The sequence below is a fragment of the Chimaeribacter coloradensis genome, from assembly GCF_002858715.1.
GTDB classification, from domain to species: Bacteria; Pseudomonadota; Gammaproteobacteria; order Enterobacterales; family Enterobacteriaceae; genus Chimaeribacter; species Chimaeribacter coloradensis.
Map to the genome: position 1 here is coordinate 85,228 of NZ_PJZH01000003.1, position 19,664 is coordinate 104,891.

Annotated in this window: 15 protein-coding genes; 9 read left to right on the top strand and 6 right to left on the bottom strand. The window is 59.3% G+C overall.

Annotated elements, in window-relative coordinates; translation table 11 throughout:
* Nucleotides 1-4 precede the first annotated feature (4 nt).
* From degS to zapG, 3 genes are all read right to left on the bottom strand, one after another.
* On the bottom strand, nucleotides 5-1,072 hold the full coding sequence (degS, locus tag CYR32_RS04840; protein ID WP_101823173.1) for an outer membrane-stress sensor serine endopeptidase DegS: 1,068 nt from the start codon (nucleotides 1,070-1,072) through the stop codon (nucleotides 5-7).
* A gap of 89 nt (nucleotides 1,073-1,161) precedes the next feature.
* Nucleotides 1,162-2,526: a serine endoprotease DegQ gene (gene degQ / locus CYR32_RS04845; protein WP_101823176.1), complete on the bottom strand. Its 1,365-nt coding sequence runs from the start codon at nucleotides 2,524-2,526 to the stop codon at nucleotides 1,162-1,164.
* A 273-nt stretch (nucleotides 2,527-2,799) separates the two neighbouring features.
* On the bottom strand, nucleotides 2,800-3,201 hold the full coding sequence (zapG, locus tag CYR32_RS04850) for a Z-ring associated protein ZapG (RefSeq protein ID WP_101823179.1): 402 nt from the start codon (nucleotides 3,199-3,201) through the stop codon (nucleotides 2,800-2,802).
* Nucleotides 3,202-3,438: 237 nt separating this feature from the next.
* Between zapG and zapE the strand changes: the two genes are divergently transcribed.
* The 5 genes from zapE to sspB all read left to right on the top strand — a co-directional run bounded on the left by zapE (nucleotide 3,439) and on the right by sspB (nucleotide 7,133).
* The gene (zapE, locus tag CYR32_RS04855) at nucleotides 3,439-4,554 is read left to right on the top strand and encodes a cell division protein ZapE (RefSeq protein ID WP_101823182.1); all 1,116 of its coding nucleotides are present in this window, start codon (nucleotides 3,439-3,441) and stop codon (nucleotides 4,552-4,554) included.
* A gap of 263 nt (nucleotides 4,555-4,817) precedes the next feature.
* Entirely contained in the window at nucleotides 4,818-5,246 is a 429-nt protein-coding gene (gene rplM / locus CYR32_RS04865) for a 50S ribosomal protein L13 (RefSeq protein ID WP_072931751.1), read from the top strand.
* A 15-nt stretch (nucleotides 5,247-5,261) separates the two neighbouring features.
* Complete coding sequence (rpsI, locus tag CYR32_RS04870) at nucleotides 5,262-5,654, top strand: 30S ribosomal protein S9 (protein ID WP_011091939.1); 393 nt, start codon at nucleotides 5,262-5,264, stop codon at nucleotides 5,652-5,654.
* 335 nt (nucleotides 5,655-5,989) lie between these two features.
* On the top strand, nucleotides 5,990-6,631 hold the full coding sequence (gene sspA, locus CYR32_RS04875; RefSeq protein ID WP_101823184.1) for a stringent starvation protein SspA: 642 nt from the start codon (nucleotides 5,990-5,992) through the stop codon (nucleotides 6,629-6,631).
* 4 nt (nucleotides 6,632-6,635) lie between these two features.
* Entirely contained in the window at nucleotides 6,636-7,133 is a 498-nt protein-coding gene (gene sspB, locus CYR32_RS04880) for a ClpXP protease specificity-enhancing factor (RefSeq protein WP_101823187.1), read from the top strand.
* Between the two features lie 117 nt (nucleotides 7,134-7,250).
* Here sspB and CYR32_RS04885 read toward each other — a convergent pair whose 3' ends face one another.
* Nucleotides 7,251-8,669 (bottom strand): glutamate synthase small subunit, encoded by a 1,419-nt coding sequence (locus CYR32_RS04885; protein ID WP_101823190.1) that lies wholly within the window; start codon nucleotides 8,667-8,669, stop codon nucleotides 7,251-7,253.
* A gap of 10 nt (nucleotides 8,670-8,679) precedes the next feature.
* Nucleotides 8,680-13,140 (bottom strand): glutamate synthase large subunit, encoded by a 4,461-nt coding sequence (gltB, locus tag CYR32_RS04890; RefSeq protein ID WP_101823193.1) that lies wholly within the window; start codon nucleotides 13,138-13,140, stop codon nucleotides 8,680-8,682.
* Nucleotides 13,141-13,832: 692 nt separating this feature from the next.
* Here gltB and mnmL point away from each other — a divergent pair.
* The 4 genes from mnmL (at nucleotide 13,833) to mtgA (ending at nucleotide 18,890) form a co-directional block, all read left to right on the top strand.
* Nucleotides 13,833-14,777 carry a tRNA modification radical SAM protein MnmL/YtqA gene (gene mnmL, locus CYR32_RS04895; RefSeq protein WP_101823196.1) on the top strand — a complete coding sequence of 315 codons (945 nt, stop codon included), beginning with the start codon at nucleotides 13,833-13,835 and terminating at the stop codon, nucleotides 14,775-14,777.
* Nucleotides 14,778-14,881: 104 nt separating this feature from the next.
* Complete coding sequence (gene arcB / locus CYR32_RS04900; RefSeq protein WP_101823199.1) at nucleotides 14,882-17,221, top strand: aerobic respiration two-component sensor histidine kinase ArcB; 2,340 nt, start codon at nucleotides 14,882-14,884, stop codon at nucleotides 17,219-17,221.
* Between the two features lie 290 nt (nucleotides 17,222-17,511).
* Entirely contained in the window at nucleotides 17,512-18,159 is a 648-nt protein-coding gene (locus tag CYR32_RS04905) for a type 1 glutamine amidotransferase family protein (RefSeq protein WP_101823202.1), read from the top strand.
* Between the two features lie 2 nt (nucleotides 18,160-18,161).
* Entirely contained in the window at nucleotides 18,162-18,890 is a 729-nt protein-coding gene (gene mtgA / locus CYR32_RS04910) for a monofunctional biosynthetic peptidoglycan transglycosylase (protein ID WP_101823205.1), read from the top strand.
* A gap of 195 nt (nucleotides 18,891-19,085) precedes the next feature.
* On the opposite strand, the gene dolP is transcribed toward mtgA, so the two are convergent.
* Nucleotides 19,086-19,661 carry a division/outer membrane stress-associated lipid-binding lipoprotein gene (gene dolP / locus CYR32_RS04915; protein ID WP_101823208.1) on the bottom strand — a complete coding sequence of 192 codons (576 nt, stop codon included), beginning with the start codon at nucleotides 19,659-19,661 and terminating at the stop codon, nucleotides 19,086-19,088.
* Nucleotides 19,662-19,664: the final 3 nt, after the last annotated feature.

Genomic DNA, 19,664 nt, shown 5'->3' on the forward strand with positions numbered 1-19,664 from the left:
CCGCCTACTGGGACGGGTACTCCTGAATCGTCACCTGCAACGTCTGCTTGTTGCCGTTGCGCATGATCTCCACCGGGATCACCGAGCCGGGGCGGATTTCCGCAACCTGGTCCATCGTCTCAATCGCGGAGATAGCGGGCTTATGGTTGAGGCTCACAATCACATCATTGACCTGCATCCCCGCTTTGGCGGCCGGGTCGTCCGGCGTCACCTCATTCACCACAATGCCCTGAAGGCGGTCCAGGCCGGTATTCGGCGTGTGCATCGGGCTGATTTCGCGGCCGCCGATGCCGATAAAGCCGCGGATCACGCGGCCGTCACGGATCAGCTTCTCCATAACTTTGGTGGCCAGCGCGGTCGGGATGGCAAACCCGATCCCCTCCGGCGTTTCGCCGTCGTTGCTTTTGTCAAAGGAGAGGGTGTTGATGCCCACCAGTTCGCCCAGCGTATTCACCAGCGCGCCGCCGGAGTTACCGCGGTTGATGGAGGCGTCGGTCTGCAGGAAATTCTGCCGCCCGGACGGGCTGAGGCCGATGCGCCCGGTGGCGCTGATGATCCCCTGGGTGATGGTCTGCCCCAGGTTATAGGGGTTGCCGATCGCCATCACCACATCCCCCACGCGCGGGACGCGGTGGGTATTGATCGGGATTGCCGGCAGGGCGGCGGCATCAATTTTCAGCACCGCCAGATCGGTCAGGCTGTCGGAGCCGACCAGCAGCGCCTCAAAGACCCGCCCATCCTGCAACGCCACGATGATCTGCTCGGCGTCATTGATCACATGCTTGTTGGTCAGGATGTAGCCCTTGTCATTCATGATCACGCCGGAGCCGAGGGTGCGGATCTCCAGTGAATTGCGCGAGGCGTTGCCCATGCTGCGGTTATAGACGTTAACCACCGCCGGGGCGGCGTGGCGTACCCCTTTGTTATAGCTGAGAGGTTGCTCATCATCGCTGGTAAATTGCGCCGGAAACAGGGATTCCGCCATGGGCAGGCGCAAGGCCGGCAGGGAAAACAGCAAAATGCCGGCAACAATAAGGCCCAGGAGAATAGAACGCAGTAACTTAGCAAGCATCGGCTCAGGTCATCAGGGGAGGTGAATGGGGGCGAGGATAGCACGAAGTGTTGGGCACGGCAGCGCGCCGTGCCCACTTTTCACGGAAATCAGCGCAACAACAAATAGATATTGTCGTTGCCGCGTACCACGTTCAGCGCCACCAGTTGCGGTTTCGCCTCCAGCACGGCGCGCAGCTCCGCCAGGGTGCGGGTGCGCTCACGGTTAACGCCGATGATCACATCGCCCTTTTGCAGGCCGATGGCCGCCGCCGGGGTGGAAGGGGCGACGCTGACCAGCACCACACCTTTGTCACCGGCGGTGGTGGCACCGTCCGTCAGCCCGGCGCCCTGCAGCGCCGGGGAGAGCGCCGCCGCAGAGGCCGCCTCGGTGCTGGTTTGCAGCGTCACGCTCACCTCCAGCGGCTTACCGGCGCGCAGCAAACCGATCCGGACGGTTTTGCCCGGCCCGGTGGTGCCCACTTTGGCGCGCAGCTCCGCGAAGCTCTCGATCGTCCGGCCATTCAGGGAGACCAGCACATCGCCCGCCTTGATCCCGGCTTTGGCGGCGGCCGACCCCGGCAGCACCTCATTGACGAACGCGCCGCGCTGCGCATCGAGCTTAAAGGCTTTTGCCATGTCCGCATTCATCTCACTGCCTTTGATGCCGATCATGCCGCGCTTCACTTCCCCGAACTCAATCAGCTGCTTGCTGAGGTTCTGCGCCATGTTGCTGGGGATGGCAAAACCGATGCCGATATTGCCGCCGCCGGGAGCCAGGATCGCCGTGTTGATGCCGATCAGCTCGCCGTTCAGGTTAATCAGCGCGCCGCCGGAGTTGCCGCGGTTGATGGAGGCGTCAGTCTGGATGAAGTTCTCCAGCCCCTCCAGGTTCAGCCCGCTGCGCCCCAGCGCCGAGATGATGCCGGAGGTCGCCGTCTGGCCGAGGCCGAACGGGTTGCCGACCGCAATCGCAAAATCCCCGACCCGCAGCTGGTCGGAATCCGCCATCTGGATCGCCGTCAGGTTTTTCGGATTGTCGAGTTGCAGCAGGGCGATGTCAGTCTGATCATCTTTGCCGAGCAGTTTGGCCGCATATTCGCGCCCGTCATTGAGCTGAACCTGAATTTTTTCCGCATTGTTGACCACATGGTTGTTGGTCAGCACATAGCCTTTGGCCGCATCGATAATGACGCCGGACCCCAGCCCTTCAAAAGGCGTGATGCTCTCATTGTCGGAGGGGGCGTTCGGGCCAAAGAAATATTTGTACTCTTCCGGCAGGCGCTGATGCTCAACCTGCGTGCCGGACACATGCACACTGACCACGGCCGGCAGGGCCTTTGCCAGCATCGGTGCCAGGCTCGGCAGCGGCTGCCCGGCCACGGCAACCGGCAGCGCGGCCGCCCCCGTCTGCGGCGCAAACAGGGCCAGGCCAAGGGCGAGGCTCAGGGCACTGGATAGTAATTTCATCTTCATCGGTGGGCTCTCCCGCAACCTGCGGCAAAAAAACGATAAGAAACAATCGGTATTTTCCGCGCCGCGAAGACGGCGCTGGTTAAAACACAGTGCCTGTTAAAACACAGTGCCTGTTAAAACACAATCTGGGGTCACACACACCCTCATTTGTTAACACAGGCTGTCATTTAACAATAAGGGACTGATTTTCGGTTGTCATGTCTGATGTGTGAAATTGCAGGGCCGGTCGGCAGGGGGAGAACCGGCAGCAGGGCGCTGCCGGCGTACAGGGCATCAGGTGCGGCGCGTGCGCTCACCGCGCAGCAGGCCGGAGGCGCTGTCAGAGTAGTCGCGCGGCATCTCTACCGGTGCCTGGTCGTTGTCCGCTTCGGCTTCCGTCAGGCGGTAGCGGAACGGGTTGTCCTGCGTCGGCATGTCCGGCAGCAGGTTGTTGGAGCTTTTTGCCATGTGCTGATAGAGCTGGCGGTAGTCGGTGGCCATGTTGTCCAGCAGCTCCGCGCTGCGGGCGAAGTGGCTGACCAGCTCCTGGCGGTACTCTTCCAGCTCGGTTTTGCTTTTTTCCAGTTCGTTTTGCAGTACCTGCTGCTGCCGCAATTTACGGTTGCCGAAACGCATCGCCAGCGCGCCGATAATCAGGCCGGCGACCAAACCAATAAGTGCATACTCCCAGGTCATAATGACTCCTATGTTACTCTCGTTGTCCAGTAGGGCTTTTTCACTTAACTTTTTCACTTAATAATACTCACTATAACCGTTAACCTTGTGTCAGTGGAATCCTGACGGGTCTGAACCTGAGGGAAGACGGATTTTTTCATGACCGGCACGGCAGGCAATTGCAGCGAAGTCGGGGGGAACAGGCCCCGAAGCGCGGCGAAACACCGATAACTTTTTTCTCACGGAACGTCGAAAAACATGCAATCCATTACGCCCCTTGCACGCTATCACCAGGCGCTGGACGCCGGGGATTATCAACCGGATGACGTGCAGCGTCAGGCCGTCACGCAACTTGATGCCATCTACCATGCGCTGATTGCGCAAAAACCTGAGGCACCGCGCGCACCGGGCGGGCTGTTTGCCCGCCTGATGGGGAAAAAGCCGGCACCGCAGCAGCCGGTGCAGGGGCTCTACATGTGGGGCGGCGTCGGGCGCGGCAAGACCTGGCTGATGGACATGTTCTTCCACAGCCTGCCGGGTGACCGTAAAATGCGGCTGCATTTCCACCGCTTTATGCTGCGGGTGCATGAGCAGCTCACGCAGCTGCAGGGGCAGGAGAACCCGCTGGAGACGGTGGCAGACCGCTTCAAAGCAGAGACGGACGTGCTCTGTTTCGATGAGTTTTTTGTGTCGGACATTACGGACGCCATGCTGCTGGCCACGCTGTTGCAGGCGCTGTTCGCCCGCGGCATCACGCTGATTGCCACCTCCAACATCCCGCCTGACCAGCTCTACCGCAACGGCCTGCAGCGCCAGCGCTTCCTGCCGGCCATCGATCTCATCAACGCCCACTGCACGGTGATGAACGTCGACGCCGGCATCGACTACCGCCTGCGCACCCTGACCCAGGCCAACCTCTGGCTCGCCCCGCCCGACAGCGCGGTGGATGACCAGCTCAGCACCATATTTGCCCGTCTGGCCGGTAAGCCGGGTGAGCGCGGCAAGGTGCTGGAGATCAACCACCGGCCGCTGCCGGTACTGGCCGAGGCGGAAGGGGTGGTGGCGATCGACTTCCATACCCTGTGCGAAGAGGCGCGCAGCCAGCACGACTACATCGCGCTCTCCACGCTCTACCACACGGTGCTGGTGCATAATGTCAGGGTGATGGATGCCGCCAACGAAAACGCCGCCCGCCGCTTCCTGGCGCTGGTGGATGAGTTCTATGAGCGCCATGTGAAACTGGTGATCTCGGCGGAGGCGGGGATGTATGAGATCTACCGCGGCGAGCGCCTGAAATTCGAGTACCAGCGCTGCCTGTCACGCCTGCAGGAGATGCAGAGCGAGGAGTACCTGCGGCTGCCGCATCTGCCCTGATGGGCGCTGTTTCTCTGCCCGCCGGGCATAGGGCAGAATTTATGCATTTACGCCAAAAAAGCAGTCGACCTTTGTGGGGGACTTCTCTATAATCTTGCGACCCCACGTTACAACAAAGTTTTTTTCCCGAAACTTTATTAGTGCCGGCATAGGCTATTCGAAGGGGTAGGTTTGCTGGACTTGATGGTCGTGTGAACCTCCAACACTGTTAATTAAGCGTTTGGGTGTTCGCCAACGTGTAACTTAAATTGGGTAAGCTTTTAATGAAAACTTTTACAGCTAAACCGGAAACAGTACAGCGTGACTGGTTCGTAGTTGACGCAAGCGGCAAGACCTTGGGTCGCCTGGCCACTGAACTGGCTCGCCGTCTGCGTGGCAAGCATAAAGCGGAATACACTCCGCACGTTGATACTGGTGATTACATCATCGTTCTGAACGCTGAGAAAGTTGCTGTTACCGGCAACAAGCGTAACGACAAGATCTATTACCATCACACCGGCCACATCGGTGGTATCAAACAAGCGACCTTTGAAGAGATGATTGCCCGCCGTCCTGAGCGTGTGATTGAGATCGCGGTTAAAGGCATGCTGCCGAAGGGCCCGCTGGGTCGTGCTATGTACCGTAAACTGAAAGTTTACGCGGGTAACGAGCACAATCACGCGGCACAGCAACCGCAAGTTCTTGACATTTAATCGGGATTATAGGCAATGGCTGAAAATCAATACTACGGCACTGGTCGCCGCAAAAGCTCCGCCGCTCGCGTTTTCATCAAGCCGGGCAGTGGTAACATCGTAATTAACCAGCGTAGCCTGGAACAGTACTTCGGTCGCGAAACTGCCCGCATGGTAGTTCGTCAGCCGCTGGAACTGGTCGACATGGTTGGTAAATTTGACCTGTACATCACCGTTAAAGGTGGTGGTATCTCCGGTCAAGCTGGTGCTATCCGTCACGGTATCACCCGTGCACTGATGGAATATGACGAGTCTCTGCGTGGGGAGCTGCGTAAAGCTGGCTTCGTTACCCGTGACGCCCGTCAGGTTGAACGTAAGAAAGTCGGCCTGCGTAAAGCACGTCGTCGTCCTCAGTTCTCCAAGCGTTAATTTCCAGCTGCTTATTGCAGCGGAAACAACGACAAAAACCCGGTGTCTCACCGGGTTTTTTTATGCCCGCAAACCGGCCACTTCCTCTCTTATTTGCCGGTTGACATACAATTCACGCTGAAATCGCCGTTGCTCCGCCACAAAACAGGCAAAATCTGGTAAACTAACAACACTTTTGCGCCTGAGCGCCGAGCAGTTTGGTTGGTTCTTTGCCCTGAGGATCGCCTGTCTCTTCAGGCTGGTCTGCGAGGCTGCTGGCTGGCGATGCATGATTCAGGATAGCAGCCTGATCGTTGGCTATTCGCACTGTTTTCTAGATAAACTTGGAGGTTTACATGGCTGTCGCTGCCAACAAACGTTCGGTAATGACGCTGTTCTCTGGCCCGACCGACATCTTTAGCCATCAAGTACGTATCGTACTGGCGGAGAAAGGTGTCAGTGTCGAGATTGAGCAGGTAGATATGGGAAATCTGCCGCAGGATCTGATTGACCTCAACCCTTATCAATCTGTACCTACGCTGGTTGATCGTGAACTGACGCTGTATGAATCCCGCATCATCATGGAATACCTTGATGAGCGTTTCCCGCATCCGCCGCTGATGCCGGTTTACCCGGTGGCGCGTGGCGAAAGCCGTCTGATGATGCTGCGCATCGAGAAGAACTGGTATTCGCTGATGGACAAAATCGAACAGAGCAGTGGCCAGGAAGCAGAAGCAGCCCGTAAACAACTGCGTGAAGAGTTACTGGCAATCGCACCGATTTTCGGCCAGGCCCCCTACTTTATGAGCGAAGAGTTCAGCCTGGTGGATTGCTACCTGGCGCCGCTGCTGTGGCGCTTGCCGCAACTGGGCATTGAGCTTATCGGCGCCGGCTCCAAAGAGCTGAAAGGGTACATGACCCGCGTCTTTGAGCGTGATGCCTTCCTGGCTTCACTGACCGAAGCCGAACGCGAAATGCGTTTACATACTCGGGGTTAATGAGATGGAGATGTCGCACATGTCTCCGCGTCGTCCTTACCTGCTGCGTGCATTCTATGACTGGCTGCTCGACAACCAGCTCACGCCGCACCTGGTAGTGGATGTCACGCGCCCAGGTGTTATGGTGCCGATGGAGTTTGCCCGTGACGGCCAAATCGTGCTGAACATTGCACCGCGCGCGGTAGGGAATCTGGAGCTGGGCACGGACGACGTCCGTTTCAATGCCCGCTTCGGGGGTGTGCCGCGTCAGGTGAATGTACCGATTGCCGCCGTACTGGCGATCTACGCCCGTGAAAACGGTGCCGGTACCATGTTTGAGCCGGAACCTGCCTACGAAGAAGAGGGCATGTTCGATGTGTCTGAGGGCGAGAGTGAAACGCCGGAACCGACCATGTCGGTGATTGACGGCGATCGTCCCGACAACAGCAACGATCCGGACTCGGATGACGAGCCGCCGCAACCGCCGCGCGGCGGTCGCCCGGCCCTGCGGGTAGTGAAGTAAGCCTTTGCACCGCATCAGAAAGCCCCGCTCCGGCGGGGCTTTTTTTATGGCATCACGCCCATAAAAAAAGGGGCCGCGAAGGCCCCTGCCGGAGGAATGAGCGGTAAAACGCGCCGCTTACACTTCCAGGTAGTTCATGATGCCGTCTGCCGCTTTACGGCCTTCCGCAATCGCGGTGACCACCAGATCGGAGCCGCGCACCGCATCGCCACCGGCGAAGATTTTCGGGTTGCTGGTCTGGAAGGCGTTCTCGACCGCTTCCGGTGCCACGATGCGGCCCTGGCTATCCAGCTCCACATCGTGCGCCGCCAGCCACTCCATGCTGTGCGGGCGGAAACCAAACGCCATCACCACGGCGTCAGCGTCCATGATGTGCTCGGACCCCGGCACAATCTCCGCACGGCGGCGGCCCGCGGCATCGGCCACGCCCAGCTGGGTGCGTACCATCTTCACGCCGCAGACCCGGCCCTGGCTGTCGAGCACGATGCTCAGCGGTTGCACGTTGAATTTGAACTCCACACCCTCTTCACGCGCGTTTTTCACTTCACGGCGTGAGCCCGGCATGTTCTCCTCATCACGGCGGTAGGCGCAGGTCACATGGGCCGCGCCCTGACGGATGGAGGTGCGCACGCAGTCCATCGCCGTATCGCCGCCGCCCAGTACCACCACGCGCTTGCCTTCCATATTGATGTAAGGCTCATCCGCCTGCGCCTCAAAGCCCATCAGCTGCTTGGTGTTGGCAATCAGGAACGGCAGTGCATCGTACACGCCCGGCGCGTCCTCATTTTCCAGGCCGCCGCGCATCGACTGATAGGTCCCGACGCCGAGGAACACCGCGTCATACTCGGCCAGCAGCGCTTCCAGCGTGATGTCTTTGCCCACTTCGGTATTGAGCTGGAACTCAATGCCCATGCCGGTGAAGATCTCACGGCGGGTGGTCATTACCGATTTTTCCAGCTTGAACGCCGGGATGCCGAAGGTCAGCAAGCCGCCGATCTCCGGGTGGCGGTCATACACCACCGCTTTCACGCCGTTGCGCGTCAGCACGTCGGCACAGGCCAGCCCGGCCGGGCCGGCACCGATAATCGCCACGCGTTTGCCGGTCGGCTTCACGTGGGACATATCGGGCCGCCAGCCCATCTCGATCGCCTTATCGTTGATATAGCGCTCGATGTTGCCGATGGTGACCGCGCCGAACTCATCGTTCAGCGTACAGGAGCCTTCACACAGGCGATCCTGCGGGCAGACGCGGCCGCACACTTCCGGCAGGCTGTTGGTCTGGTGGGCGAGGTCAGCCGCTTCCATGATGCGGCCTTCGTTCGCCAGCTTCAGCCAGTTCGGAATATAGTTATGGACCGGGCACTTCCATTCGCAATAAGGGTTACCGCAGGCGATGCAGCGATCGGCCTGCGACTGGGCCTGGGTATCAGAAAACGGCTCATAAATTTCTACAAACTCAATTTTCCGAATCTTCAGCGCTTTCTTTGGCGGATCAACGCGCTGCAAATCGATAAATTGATAAACGTTTTGACTCATCGAAAACCTCTTACTGCGCTTGGACCCGCAGCTCAGCTGCGGAACGACTGCGGTGACCCAACAATGCCTTCACATCACTGGACTTCGGTTTCACCAGGGCGAACCTGGCCGCCCACATTGGCCAGTTGGCGAGGATCTCTTCGCCGCGGCTGGAGCCGGTAAGCTGCACATGTTCGGTGATCAGGCCGCGCAGGTGCTCTTCATGGATGGCCAGCTGGTCCACGTCCAGAATCTCGACCAGCTCCGGGTTGACGCGTTTACGGAATTCGCCATCCTCGTCCAGCACGTAAGCGAAGCCGCCGGTCATGCCCGCGCCGAAGTTGACGCCGGTTTTGCCCAGCACGCAGACGATGCCGCCGGTCATGTATTCACAGCCGTTGTCGCCGATGCCTTCCACCACGGTGATCGCCCCGGAGTTACGTACCGCGAAGCGTTCACCCGCCCGGCCTGCCGCGAACAGCTTGCCGCCGGTCGCGCCATAGAGGCAGGTGTTGCCGATGATGCTCGCCTCGTGGCTGCGGAACGCTGAACCCACTGGCGGGCGCACCGAGATACGGCCGCCGGCCATGCCTTTGCCGACGTAGTCGTTGGCGTCGCCGGTCAGCATCAATTCCACGCCGCCCGCATTCCAGACGCCGAAGCTCTGCCCGGCGGTGCCGGAGAAGTAGGCTTTGATCGGGTCAGAAGCCATGCCCTGATCGCCGTGCTTCTCAGCAATGGCCCCGGAGAGCAGCGCGCCCACGGAGCGGTCGGTGTTACGGATGTCAAAGTAGAAGGTCTTGCTCTGACGCTGCTCAATGTGCGGTGCCGCCTGCTCCAGCAGGGCTTTGTTCAGCAGGCCCGGGTCAAACGGCGGGTTGCTGTGCTCGGTGCAGTAGCGCGCCTTGCCGGGTTGCGGCTGGGCGGTGGCCAGCATCGGGGCCAGATCGAGCTTGTTCTGCTTGGCGGAGAAGCCTTCCAGCTCCTCCAGCAGGTCGGTGCGGCCAATCAAATCCACCAGGCGGCTGACGCCCAGCGACGCCATGATTTCACGCGTTTCCCGTGCGATGAAGTGGAAGTAGTTCGTCACACGCAGCGGCAGACCGTGGTAGTGGTCGCGGCGCAGTTTGTCATCCTGAGTAGCAACACCGGTGGCACAGTTGTTCAGGTGGCAGATACGCAGGTATTTGCACCCCAGCGCCACCATCGGGCCGGTGCCGAAGCCGAAGCTCTCTGCACCAAGAATTGCGGCCTTGATGATGTCCACGCCGGTTTTCAGTCCACCATCCACCTGCAGACGGATTTTGTGGCGCAGGCCGTTGGCCACCAGCGCCTGTTGCGTCTCGACCAGCCCCAGTTCCCACGGGCAGCCGGCATACTTCACCGACGAAAGCGGGCTGGCCCCGGTGCCGCCGTCATAGCCGGCGATGGTGATCAGGTCGGCGTAGGCTTTCGCCACGCCGACGGCAATAGTGCCGACGCCCGGCTCAGAAACCAGCTTCACCGAAATCAGCGCTTTCGGGTTGACCTGTTTCAGGTCAAAGATCAGCTGGGCCAGATCCTCGATCGAATAGATGTCGTGGTGCGGCGGCGGGGAGATCAGCGTCACGCCCGGCACCGAGTAACGCAGCTTGGCGATATACGGCGTCACTTTATCACCCGGCAACTGGCCGCCTTCGCCCGGTTTTGCACCCTGGGCCACTTTAATCTGGATCACGTCCGCGTTGACCAGGTAAGCCGGTGTCACCCCGAAGCGGCCGGAAGCGACCTGCTTGATGCGTGACACCTTATTGGTGCCGTAACGCGCCGGGTCTTCGCCGCCTTCACCGGAGTTAGAGAAGCCGCCGAGGCTGTTCATCGCTTCCGCCAGAGACTCATGCGCCTCCGGGCTGAGTGCGCCGATCGACATCGCCGCGGTATCAAAGCGGGTGTAGAGGTTCTCCGCCGGTTCAACCTGATCCAGTGGGATCGGCTGGCCGGCAGGCTTGATCGCCAGCAGATCGCGCAGGGTCGAGACCGGGCGCTCATTCACCAGTTTGGCGTACTGCTGGTAGTCGCTGTACTCGCCGGTATGCACCGCGTTTTGCAGGGTGCGTACCACGTCCGGGTTGTACATATGGTACTCGCCGCCGTAAACGAACTTCAGCAGGCCGCCCTGATCCAGCGGTTTACGCTTGAGCCAGGCACGTTTCGCCAGGTTTTGCAGATCCTGTTCGAAATCGCTGAAGTTGGCCCCGCCGATGCGGCTGACCACTCCCTGGAAGCAGAGGTCGCTCAGTTCACGGTGCAGGCCGACCGCTTCAAACAGCTTGGCGCAACGGTAGGAGGCCACGGTCGAGATGCCCATTTTGGACATGATCTTGTACAGGCCTTTATTGATGCCGTTGCGGTAGTTCAGCATCACTTCACGGTATTTCTTGTCAATGGCGCGGGAGTCCACCAGCTTCGCCAGCGTCTCGTAAGCCAGGTACGGGTAGATGGCTGTGGCACCGAAGCCGAGCAGCACCGCAAAGTGGTGCGGGTCACGGGCGCTGGCGGTTTCAACAATCAGGTTGGCGTCGCAGCGCAGGTTCTTCTCGACCAGACGGGTCTGGATCGCGCCTACGGCCATCGGGGCCGGCACCGGCAGGCGGGCCGGGGAGATGGCACGGTCAGAGAGCACCAGCAGCACCGCGCCGTCACGCACTTTGTGTTCCGCCTGATCGCACAGGTTGCGGATCACCGTTTCCAGATCCTGTTGCGCCGGGTCATAGGTGAGATCCAGCGTTTCCGCGCGGTAGTATTCCCCCTCCAGCGACGTCAGCTGGGTGAAGTCAGAGTAGAGCAGAATCGGCGACTTGAAGCTCAGGCGGTGAGACTGCCCCTCGGCTTCGAAGAAGACGTTCATCTCGCGGCCGATGCTGGTTGCCAGCGACATCACATGCGCTTCGCGCAGCGGGTCGATTGGCGGGTTGGTCACCTGCGCGAACTGCTGGCGGAAATAGTCATAGATCAGGCGCGGGCGGCTGGAGAGCACGGCGAACGGCGTGTCATCCCCCATGGAGCCGACCGCCTCCTGGCCGTTCTCACCCAGCACGCGGATGATCTGGTCCAGCTCTTCGCTGCTGTAGCCGAACTGCTTCTGGTAAGTCTCCAGTTGCGCGTCGTCCAGCTCGCGGCGGCCGACCTGATCTTCCGGCAGGTCTTCGAACGGCACCAGGCGTTTGACGTTCTTCTCCATCCACTCTTTGTACGGGTGGCGGCTTTTCAGGTCGTTGTCGGTTTCCGCAGAGTGCAGGATGCGGCCGCTGCGGGTGTCAATCACCAGCAGTTCACCGGGGCCGACACGCCCTTTTTCGATCACTTCGTCGGGCTGGTAGTCCCAGATGCCGACTTCCGAGGCACAGGTGATCAGCTTGTCTTTGGTGATCACATAGCGCGCCGGGCGCAGGCCGTTACGGTCGAGGTTACAGGCGGCGTAGCGCCCGTCAGAGAGCACGATACCGGCCGGGCCGTCCCACGGCTCCATATGCATGGAGTTGAAGTCGAAGAAGGCGCGCAGGTCGCTGTCCATGTCCGGGTTTTGCTGCCAGGCAGGCGGCACCAGCAGGCGCATGGCGCGCACCAGATCCATCCCGCCGCTCAGGAACAGCTCCAGCATGTTGTCGAGCGAGCTGGAGTCGGAGCCGCTTTCATTGACGAACGGGGCGGCGTCCTGCAAGTCCGGGATCAGCGGGGTTTTGAATTTATAGCCGCGTGCACGCGCCCACTGGCGGTTACCGGCAATGGTGTTGATCTCGCCGTTGTGCGCCAGGTAGCGGAACGGCTGCGCCAGTTTCCAGCGCGGCACGGTGTTGGTGGAGAAGCGCTGGTGGAACAGGCAGATGGCCGATTCCAGGCGCAGGTCAGCCAGGTCGAGGTAGAAGCGCGGCAGGTCGGCCGGCATACACAACCCTTTATAGATTGTCACCAGGTTCGACAGGCTGCACACGTAGAATTCGTTGTCCTGAATGCGCTTTTCGATACGGCGGCGCGCCATATAGAGGCGGCGTTCCATATCGCGCGGGCGCCAGCCGGCGGGCGCATTCACAAAGATCTGCTCAATACGGGGCAGGGAGGAGAGGGCAATCTCACCGAGCACGTCAGGGTTGGTCGGCACGTCGCGCCAGCCCACCACCGACAGGGTCTCGTTTTGCAATTCCTCTTCGACAATGCGGCGGCTTGCGCGGGCATCGTCCTCATTTTTGCTGAGGAACATCATCCCGACGGCGTAGTTCTTGGCCAGACGCCAGCCACGCTCTTCGGCCACCATACGGTAGAAGCGGTCAGGTTTCTGCAGCAGCAGGCCGCAGCCGTCACCGGTTTTACCGTCGGCAAGGATTGCACCACGGTGTTGCATACGCGCCAGCGCATGAATGGCAGTACGTACCACCTTGTGGCTAGGTTCGCCTTCTATGTGGGCGATCAGGCCGAAACCACAGTTATCCCTCTCTTGGGATGCATCGTACAACATATCAGGAACCTCCCCAGGCTCTGCGTGACTCTTACTGCCGACGGCAAGGGGCGAATCTTCAGGAGGGGCAGGGCGTGGCCTGCATGACCGGCACGCAGATGCGCGGCCTGACGTCCTCCGTCGATGGCCTCTTGTGATGGCGCTCACAAGTGGGTTATGACTTGTTTAATGAGGGAGTCTTCAATAACTGCATAAGTATGACGAGTTGTTGCTTCGTCGAGAATGCTTCCAGCGGACGTCCAACTTATCGAGAAAGAACATGCAGGTCAAATATCTCTTCAGAGTGGGCTTTTCGATGATTTTTTTGATTTAAGCCGATGATTTGTAAAAGAAATAGGGGTGTTTTTATCGGTCAGAAAGTCGCCGTTGGAGAGGGTTGGATGTGAGCTGTATCACTATAGTGCAAGGCCCAAATCTCTGCACCATGCTAGTGCGGGTGGTAATGCCAGAATTATATTCTGGTAAACCCCCGTTGTATGTGGTTTGCCACTGTTTTTTGCCCCTTCATTTTCTCTCATGATCCCCTGTCAGAAGATAAGAAGAATTCATCTCATTAAACGTGAATTAATTATCATTTATAGTGAATTTTTATTCTTGATAATGATGAAGGGCGGGGGAGTTGACCGGCATCAGCATAGGAAAAGTGATTTCCTGCTAGCGTGTTGGCTTTTTTCTGAGGCCAAAATACCATCATGCAACTGCCTGAATTAGTCAATATGTTCGGCCCCTACCTGCAGCGCCGGTTTGGTGAAAAAGTCCATAAACTGACGCTGCACGGCGGCTTCAGCTGCCCCAACCGTGACGGCACGCTGGGCCGCGGCGGCTGCACCTTCTGCAACGTCTCCTCCTTTGCCGATGAAGCGGCACAACAGCTCAGCATTGCGGATCAGCTGGCGGTGCAGGCGGCCAGGGTCAACCGCGCGCGCCGCTACCTCGCCTATTTCCAGGCCTACACCAGCACCTATGCAGAAACCCAGCAGCTGCGGCAGATGTACCAGCAGGCCTTGCAACAGGCGGAGATGGTGGGGCTGTGCGTCGGCACCCGGCCGGACTGCGTGCCGGATGCGGTGCTCGACCTGCTGGCCGGGTATCAGCAGCAGGGCTATGAGGTGTGGCTGGAGCTGGGGCTGCAAACCGCCCATGACGCCACCCTGCGGCGGATTAACCGCGGCCACGATTTCGCCTGCTACCGGCAGACGGCACAGCGCGCCCGGGCGCGCGGCATCCTGGTCTGTGCGCATCTGATTGTCGGCCTGCCGGGCGAAACCGGGGCGATGGCGCACCAGACGCTTAACCGGGTGCTCGACACCGGCCTCGACGGGATAAAACTCCACCCGCTGCATATCGTCACCGGCAGCACGCTGGCGCGCGCCTGGCAGGCCGGGCGGCTGGCGGCGCTGCCGCTGGAGGCGTACGTGCAGGTGGCCGGTGAGCTGGTGCGCCACACCCCGCCGGAGGTGGTGTTCCATCGCCTCTCGGCCAGCGCGCGCCGCCCGACGCTGCTCGCCCCCCTGTGGTGTGAAAACCGCTGGACGGCCCAGGTGGAAATCCACCGCTATCTGCAACAGCATGGCGGGCAGGGCGCGGCGCTGCCGGGTAACCGCACCTTCCGGCCGCCGGCCGCTAAATTTGCGTAATATCTCGCAGCCTGAATAATCTCTTGGTGCCTCATGCGGTTGGTGCCCGCCCCACCGGCCAAAGTACGGTATGATTCAGCGCAGGATGTCTGACAGGAGCGGGTATGAAGCAAATCAGGGCGCTGGCCCAATATTACGTGGATCTGATGGTGAAACTGGGGTTGATCCGGTTCTCACTGTTGCTGGCCTCAGCGTTGGTGGTGCTGGCGATGATTGTCCAGATGGCCGTGACCATGCTGTTGCGCGGCCAGGTGGAAAGCATCGATGTGGTGCGCTCCATCTTCTTCGGCCTGCTGATCACGCCGTGGGCGGTCTATTTTCTGTCGGTGGTGGTCGAGCAGCTGGAAGAGTCGCGCCAGCGCCTCTCCCGGCTGGTGGACAAGCTTGAAGAGATGCGCCACCGTGACCTGGAGCTGAACCATCAGCTTCAGGAGAACATCACCCAGCTCAATCAGGAGATCACCGACCGCATCAAAGCGGAAGAGGCGCGCCTCGCGGTGGTGGACAAGCTGAAGCTGGAGATGGCGCACCGTGAACAGGCGCAGATTGAGCTGAGCCAGCAATCGGCGCTGCTGCGCTCCTTCCTCGACGCCTCGCCCGATCTGGTCTATTACCGTAATGAAGACAAAGAGTTTTCCGGCTGCAACCGGGCAATGGAGCTGCTGACCGGCCGCAGCGAGAAGCAGCTGATCGGCCTTACCCCGTATGACGTCTACACGCCGGATATCGCCGCAAAAGTGGTGGAGACCGATGAGAAAGTGTTCCGCCATAACGTCTCTCTGACCTATGAGCAGTGGCTGGTCTACCCGGACGGGCGCAAAGCCTGCTTTGAGCTGCGCAAGGTGCCGTTCTATGACCGCATCGGCAAGCGCCACGGGCTGATGGGCTTCGGCCGCGATATTACCGAGCGTAAGCGCTACCAGGACGCGCTGGAGAACGCCAGCCGGGAAAAGACTACTTTTATCTCCACCATCAGCCACGAGCTGCGTACGCCGCTTAACGGCATTGTTGGCCTTAGCCGGATCCTGCTCGATACTGAACTCAATGAAGAGCAGCACAACTACCTGAAGACGATCCATGTCAGTGCCATTACCCTCGGCAATATTTTCAATGACATCATCGAGATGGATAAAATCGAACGCCGTAAAGTCCAGCTGGATAACCAGCCGGTCGATTTCACCGGCTTTTTGGCCGACCTGGAGAACCTGACCGGCCTGCTGGTGCAGCCGAAAGGGCTGAAATTTGTGATGGAGCCGCACCCGCCGCTGCCGGAGAAGATCCTCACTGACGGCACCCGTCTGCGCCAGATTTTGTGGAACCTGATCGGCAATGCGGTGAAATTTACCCAGCAGGGGCAGATTGTGGTGCGCGTCTGGCATGAGCCGCATAACCGCCTGCGCTTCGAGGTGGAAGACTCCGGCATGGGCATCCCGCAGGATGAGCAGGACAAGATCTTCGCCATGTACTATCAGGTGAAAGACCAGCACGGCGGCAAGCCCGCCACCGGCACCGGCATCGGGCTGGCGGTCTCACGGCGGCTGGCGCAGAGCATGGGCGGGGACATCACCGTACACAGCCAGCCGGGGCAGGGCTCCTGTTTCACCCTGACCATTACCGCGCCGTCGCTGGAGGAGAAACCCGCCACCCGTGAAGAGCCGGAACCACTGCCGCTGCCGGCGCTGCATGTGCTGCTGGTTGAGGATATTGAGCTGAATGTGGTGGTCGCGCGTTCGGTGCTGGAGAAGCTCGGCAACAGCGTTGAGGTGGCGATGAACGGCCACGATGCCCTCGCCATGTTCAACCCGGATGAGTTTGACCTGGTGCTGCTGGACATCCAGCTGCCGGACATGACCGGGCTGGATATTGCCCGCACCCTGCGCGAACAGTATGTCGATCAGGTGCTGCCGCCGCTGGTGGCCCTGACGGCCAACGTGCTGAAAGACAAAAGCGAATACCTTGAGGCAGGCATGGATGACGTGCTGAGCAAACCGCTCTCCGTCCCGGCGCTGACTGCCATGATTAAACACTTCTGGGATCATCCCCCACGCCATTCCGGCAAAAAAACGGAGCCAAAAAGTATGCAAACCAACGAATCACTCCTCGATGTTGCGATGCTGGAGCAGTACATGGATTTGGTCGGGCCGCAGCTTATCCACCAGAGCCTGGAGATGTTCGAGCAGATGATGCCGGGTTACCTGGCGGTGCTGGATTCCAACATGACCGCGCGCGATGAGAAAGGCATTGCGGAAGAGGCGCATAAGATCAAGGGCGCGGCGGGCTCCGTCGGGCTGAAGCATCTCCAGCAACTGGCGCAGCAGATCCAGACGCCGTCACTGCCGGCCTGGTGGGACAATGTGCAGGATTGGGTTGATGAGCTGAAACAAGAGTGGCCGCACGATGTGCAGGTGCTGCGTGAGTGGGTGGCGAAGGCGGAGCAGGAGTAAGCGCCGACGCATCAGAAAATCAGGGGGTCATAGAAAAAAATGACCCCAGCCTAAGCCGGGGTGCGCGAATACTGCGCCAACACCAGGGAAATCGGTAACCCACGAACATTCTTATCAGGGTTTTCGGCATCGCAGGGTTTGGTAACTTTTCACAATAAAATTTTACTGTTTTTCAACAATAGCAAATGTCGCCGCGTTTGTTCAAGGAAACATTAAAATCTGTGATGTAGATTAGTCTTTATTCGTACAAAACTTCAAGCAGTTGTTTTAAGAAATTTCGGAGGCTAGGAATGAAAAGGATTGGGGTCATCCTCTGCGGGCAAAATTTTTCGGATAAAAATGAGATCCAGGAAGCAAAATTAGTGCTGAACGCCCTGGAAAAGTGGGGCGCGGCGGCCGTTTTTCTCACTTTTTTACAGGCGCAAAATGATGATAATGAAGGTTTTTATAAGGGTGTAGCAGAAGATGAGAAAAGGGGGTTAACCCCCCTGACTGGACTGACCTCTTACCCCTTGTCTGATATCTCAGAAATAGAAAAATTTATGCCGGAAGCGCTTATCATTTTGTCTGCAAAGAGTGTACCGGTTTACTTTAAAACGAAAGAAAATAGCGACGAAATGCCTCCTGAAAGCGCCGGTTATATGGACTTACTGAAGAAAATACATAAGGAAAATATAACTATTGGCTTGGTAGAGAAAAGTGCGATTTTGGCCCCCTTACTGGTGGGCGGCCCGGTCAGGGTCACGCTGGGGAACGATCCCGATAGTGCTGAACTGATTGAGGAACTGGGCGGGGAGGCAGTGATTTGTCCTGCTGACGATATTGTGATTGATGATGAGCAGCACATCATGACGACCCCGGGATTTCTGGCCGGCGGTACTGTCGAAGAAATTTCACAAGGAATTGATAAGCTCGTAACACGTATTTTAGGTGAGTGACTATGTGGCGTAAGCGTCCTCAAGGCGGCCGGACAAGCTGGCTGAGCGCAATCAAATGGCTGGTGTCCGGCGTGGTGGCGTTATGGGCAGGGTTAATCCTGCTTTTTTCATTTTTGCCGGTGCCCTTTTCTGCCGTGATGCTGGAGCGCCAGCTCAGTGCCTGGTTCTCCGGGGACGTCAGTTATGTGGCCCATTCCGACTGGGTGCCGAGGGAAGCGATCTCGCCGGCCATGGCTCTGGCGGTAATGGCCGCCGAGGATCAGCGCTTCCCGGAGCACCGCGGCTTTGATGTAGAGGCCATTCAGTCGGCGCTGTCGCATAACCAGCGCCGGGGCAGTTCGCTGCGCGGGGCGTCGACGCTGTCACAGCAGACGGCGAAAAACCTGCTGTTGTGGGATGGGCGCAGCTGGGTACGCAAAGGGCTGGAAGCGGGGCTGACCGCCGGGATCGAACTGGTCTGGACGAAGCGCCGCATCCTGACGGTTTACCTTAACATTATTGAGCTGGGTGACGGGGTATTTGGCGTGGAGCAGGCGGCCCGCACCTATTTCCATAAGCCCGCCAGCCGCCTGACCGCCTCTGAAGCGGCGCTGCTGGCCGCCGTGCTGCCTAACCCGCATATCTATAAAGTCAACGCGCCCTCGGCCTACGTGCTCCGCCGCCAGCAGTGGATTCTGCAGCAGATGCGGCAACTGGGCGGGGAGGGGTTCCTGCGGGCGCACCAGCTGTAGGGAAACATCCCTGGTGCAGAAAACACCTGTGGCAGAAAACATCGGTGGTAATAAACACCTGTGTAAGCAGCGCCTGTAACAGGAAACACCCGTGGCAGGAAACATCTGTTGCAGGGAAATGTGCAGGACAGCGTGCAAAAAAACGGGTGCCATAAAGGCACCCGTCCGGTATCACGTCTGGTCAGGATCGTGCGGTTATTTCAGATCGGTAAAGGCAGTGGTGACATGCTTCACCCCGCTGACCTGGCTGGCAATCTGCGCGGCGGACTGGCCCTCCTGCGGCGTCACCAGCCCCAGCAGGAACACTTCACCATTCTCAGTCGTCACTTTCACATTCGAGGATTTCACCGAATCACTGGTCAGCAGCTGCGAGCGCACTTTGGTGGTGATCCAGGTGTCTGACGAGGCAGTGCCCAGGCTCACCGGGGTGCCCTGGCGGATCTCGTTGTAGACTTCGCGCGCGCCGTCCACGCCCATGGCGATCTGTTTGGCGCGGGTGGCGAGGTCAGTGGACGGTGCCTGGCCGGTCAGCAGCACTTTGCCCTGATAGGCCGTCACCACCACGCGGGCCTCTTTCTTCAGCTGCTGATCTTTACTCAGCGCATTGCCGACGCGCGCTTCCAGTGTTTCATCATCAACCTGCGTCCCTACGGTGCGCGGGTCGGTCGCGGTTTTGGTGGCCACGGCTGCACTGCCGACCACCACCGCCCCGACGCAGCCCTGCAACAGCAGGGCGCTGCACAATACAGCGAGTGTTACTCGAACCTTCATGGG

Bases quoted from the DNA above. Each gene is read 5' to 3' on its own strand.
- degS (WP_101823173.1), bottom strand. From the start codon at position 1,072: ATGCTTGCTAAGTTACTGCGTTCTATTCTCCTGGGCCTTATTGTTGCC.
- degQ (WP_101823176.1), bottom strand. From the start codon at position 2,526: ATGAAGATGAAATTACTATCCAGTGCCCTGAGCCTCGCCCTTGGCCTG.
- zapG (WP_101823179.1), bottom strand. From the start codon at position 3,201: ATGACCTGGGAGTATGCACTTATTGGTTTGGTCGCCGGCCTGATTATC.
- zapE (WP_101823182.1), top strand. From the start codon at position 3,439: ATGCAATCCATTACGCCCCTTGCACGCTATCACCAGGCGCTGGACGCC.
- rplM (WP_072931751.1), top strand. From the start codon at position 4,818: ATGAAAACTTTTACAGCTAAACCGGAAACAGTACAGCGTGACTGGTTC.
- rpsI (WP_011091939.1), top strand. From the start codon at position 5,262: ATGGCTGAAAATCAATACTACGGCACTGGTCGCCGCAAAAGCTCCGCC.
- sspA (WP_101823184.1), top strand. From the start codon at position 5,990: ATGGCTGTCGCTGCCAACAAACGTTCGGTAATGACGCTGTTCTCTGGC.
- sspB (WP_101823187.1), top strand. From the start codon at position 6,636: ATGGAGATGTCGCACATGTCTCCGCGTCGTCCTTACCTGCTGCGTGCA.
- CYR32_RS04885 (WP_101823190.1), bottom strand. From the start codon at position 8,669: ATGAGTCAAAACGTTTATCAATTTATCGATTTGCAGCGCGTTGATCCG.
- gltB (WP_101823193.1), bottom strand. From the start codon at position 13,140: ATGTTGTACGATGCATCCCAAGAGAGGGATAACTGTGGTTTCGGCCTG.
- mnmL (WP_101823196.1), top strand. From the start codon at position 13,833: ATGCAACTGCCTGAATTAGTCAATATGTTCGGCCCCTACCTGCAGCGC.
- arcB (WP_101823199.1), top strand. From the start codon at position 14,882: ATGAAGCAAATCAGGGCGCTGGCCCAATATTACGTGGATCTGATGGTG.
- CYR32_RS04905 (WP_101823202.1), top strand. From the start codon at position 17,512: ATGAAAAGGATTGGGGTCATCCTCTGCGGGCAAAATTTTTCGGATAAA.
- mtgA (WP_101823205.1), top strand. From the start codon at position 18,162: ATGTGGCGTAAGCGTCCTCAAGGCGGCCGGACAAGCTGGCTGAGCGCA.
- dolP (WP_101823208.1), bottom strand. From the start codon at position 19,661: ATGAAGGTTCGAGTAACACTCGCTGTATTGTGCAGCGCCCTGCTGTTG.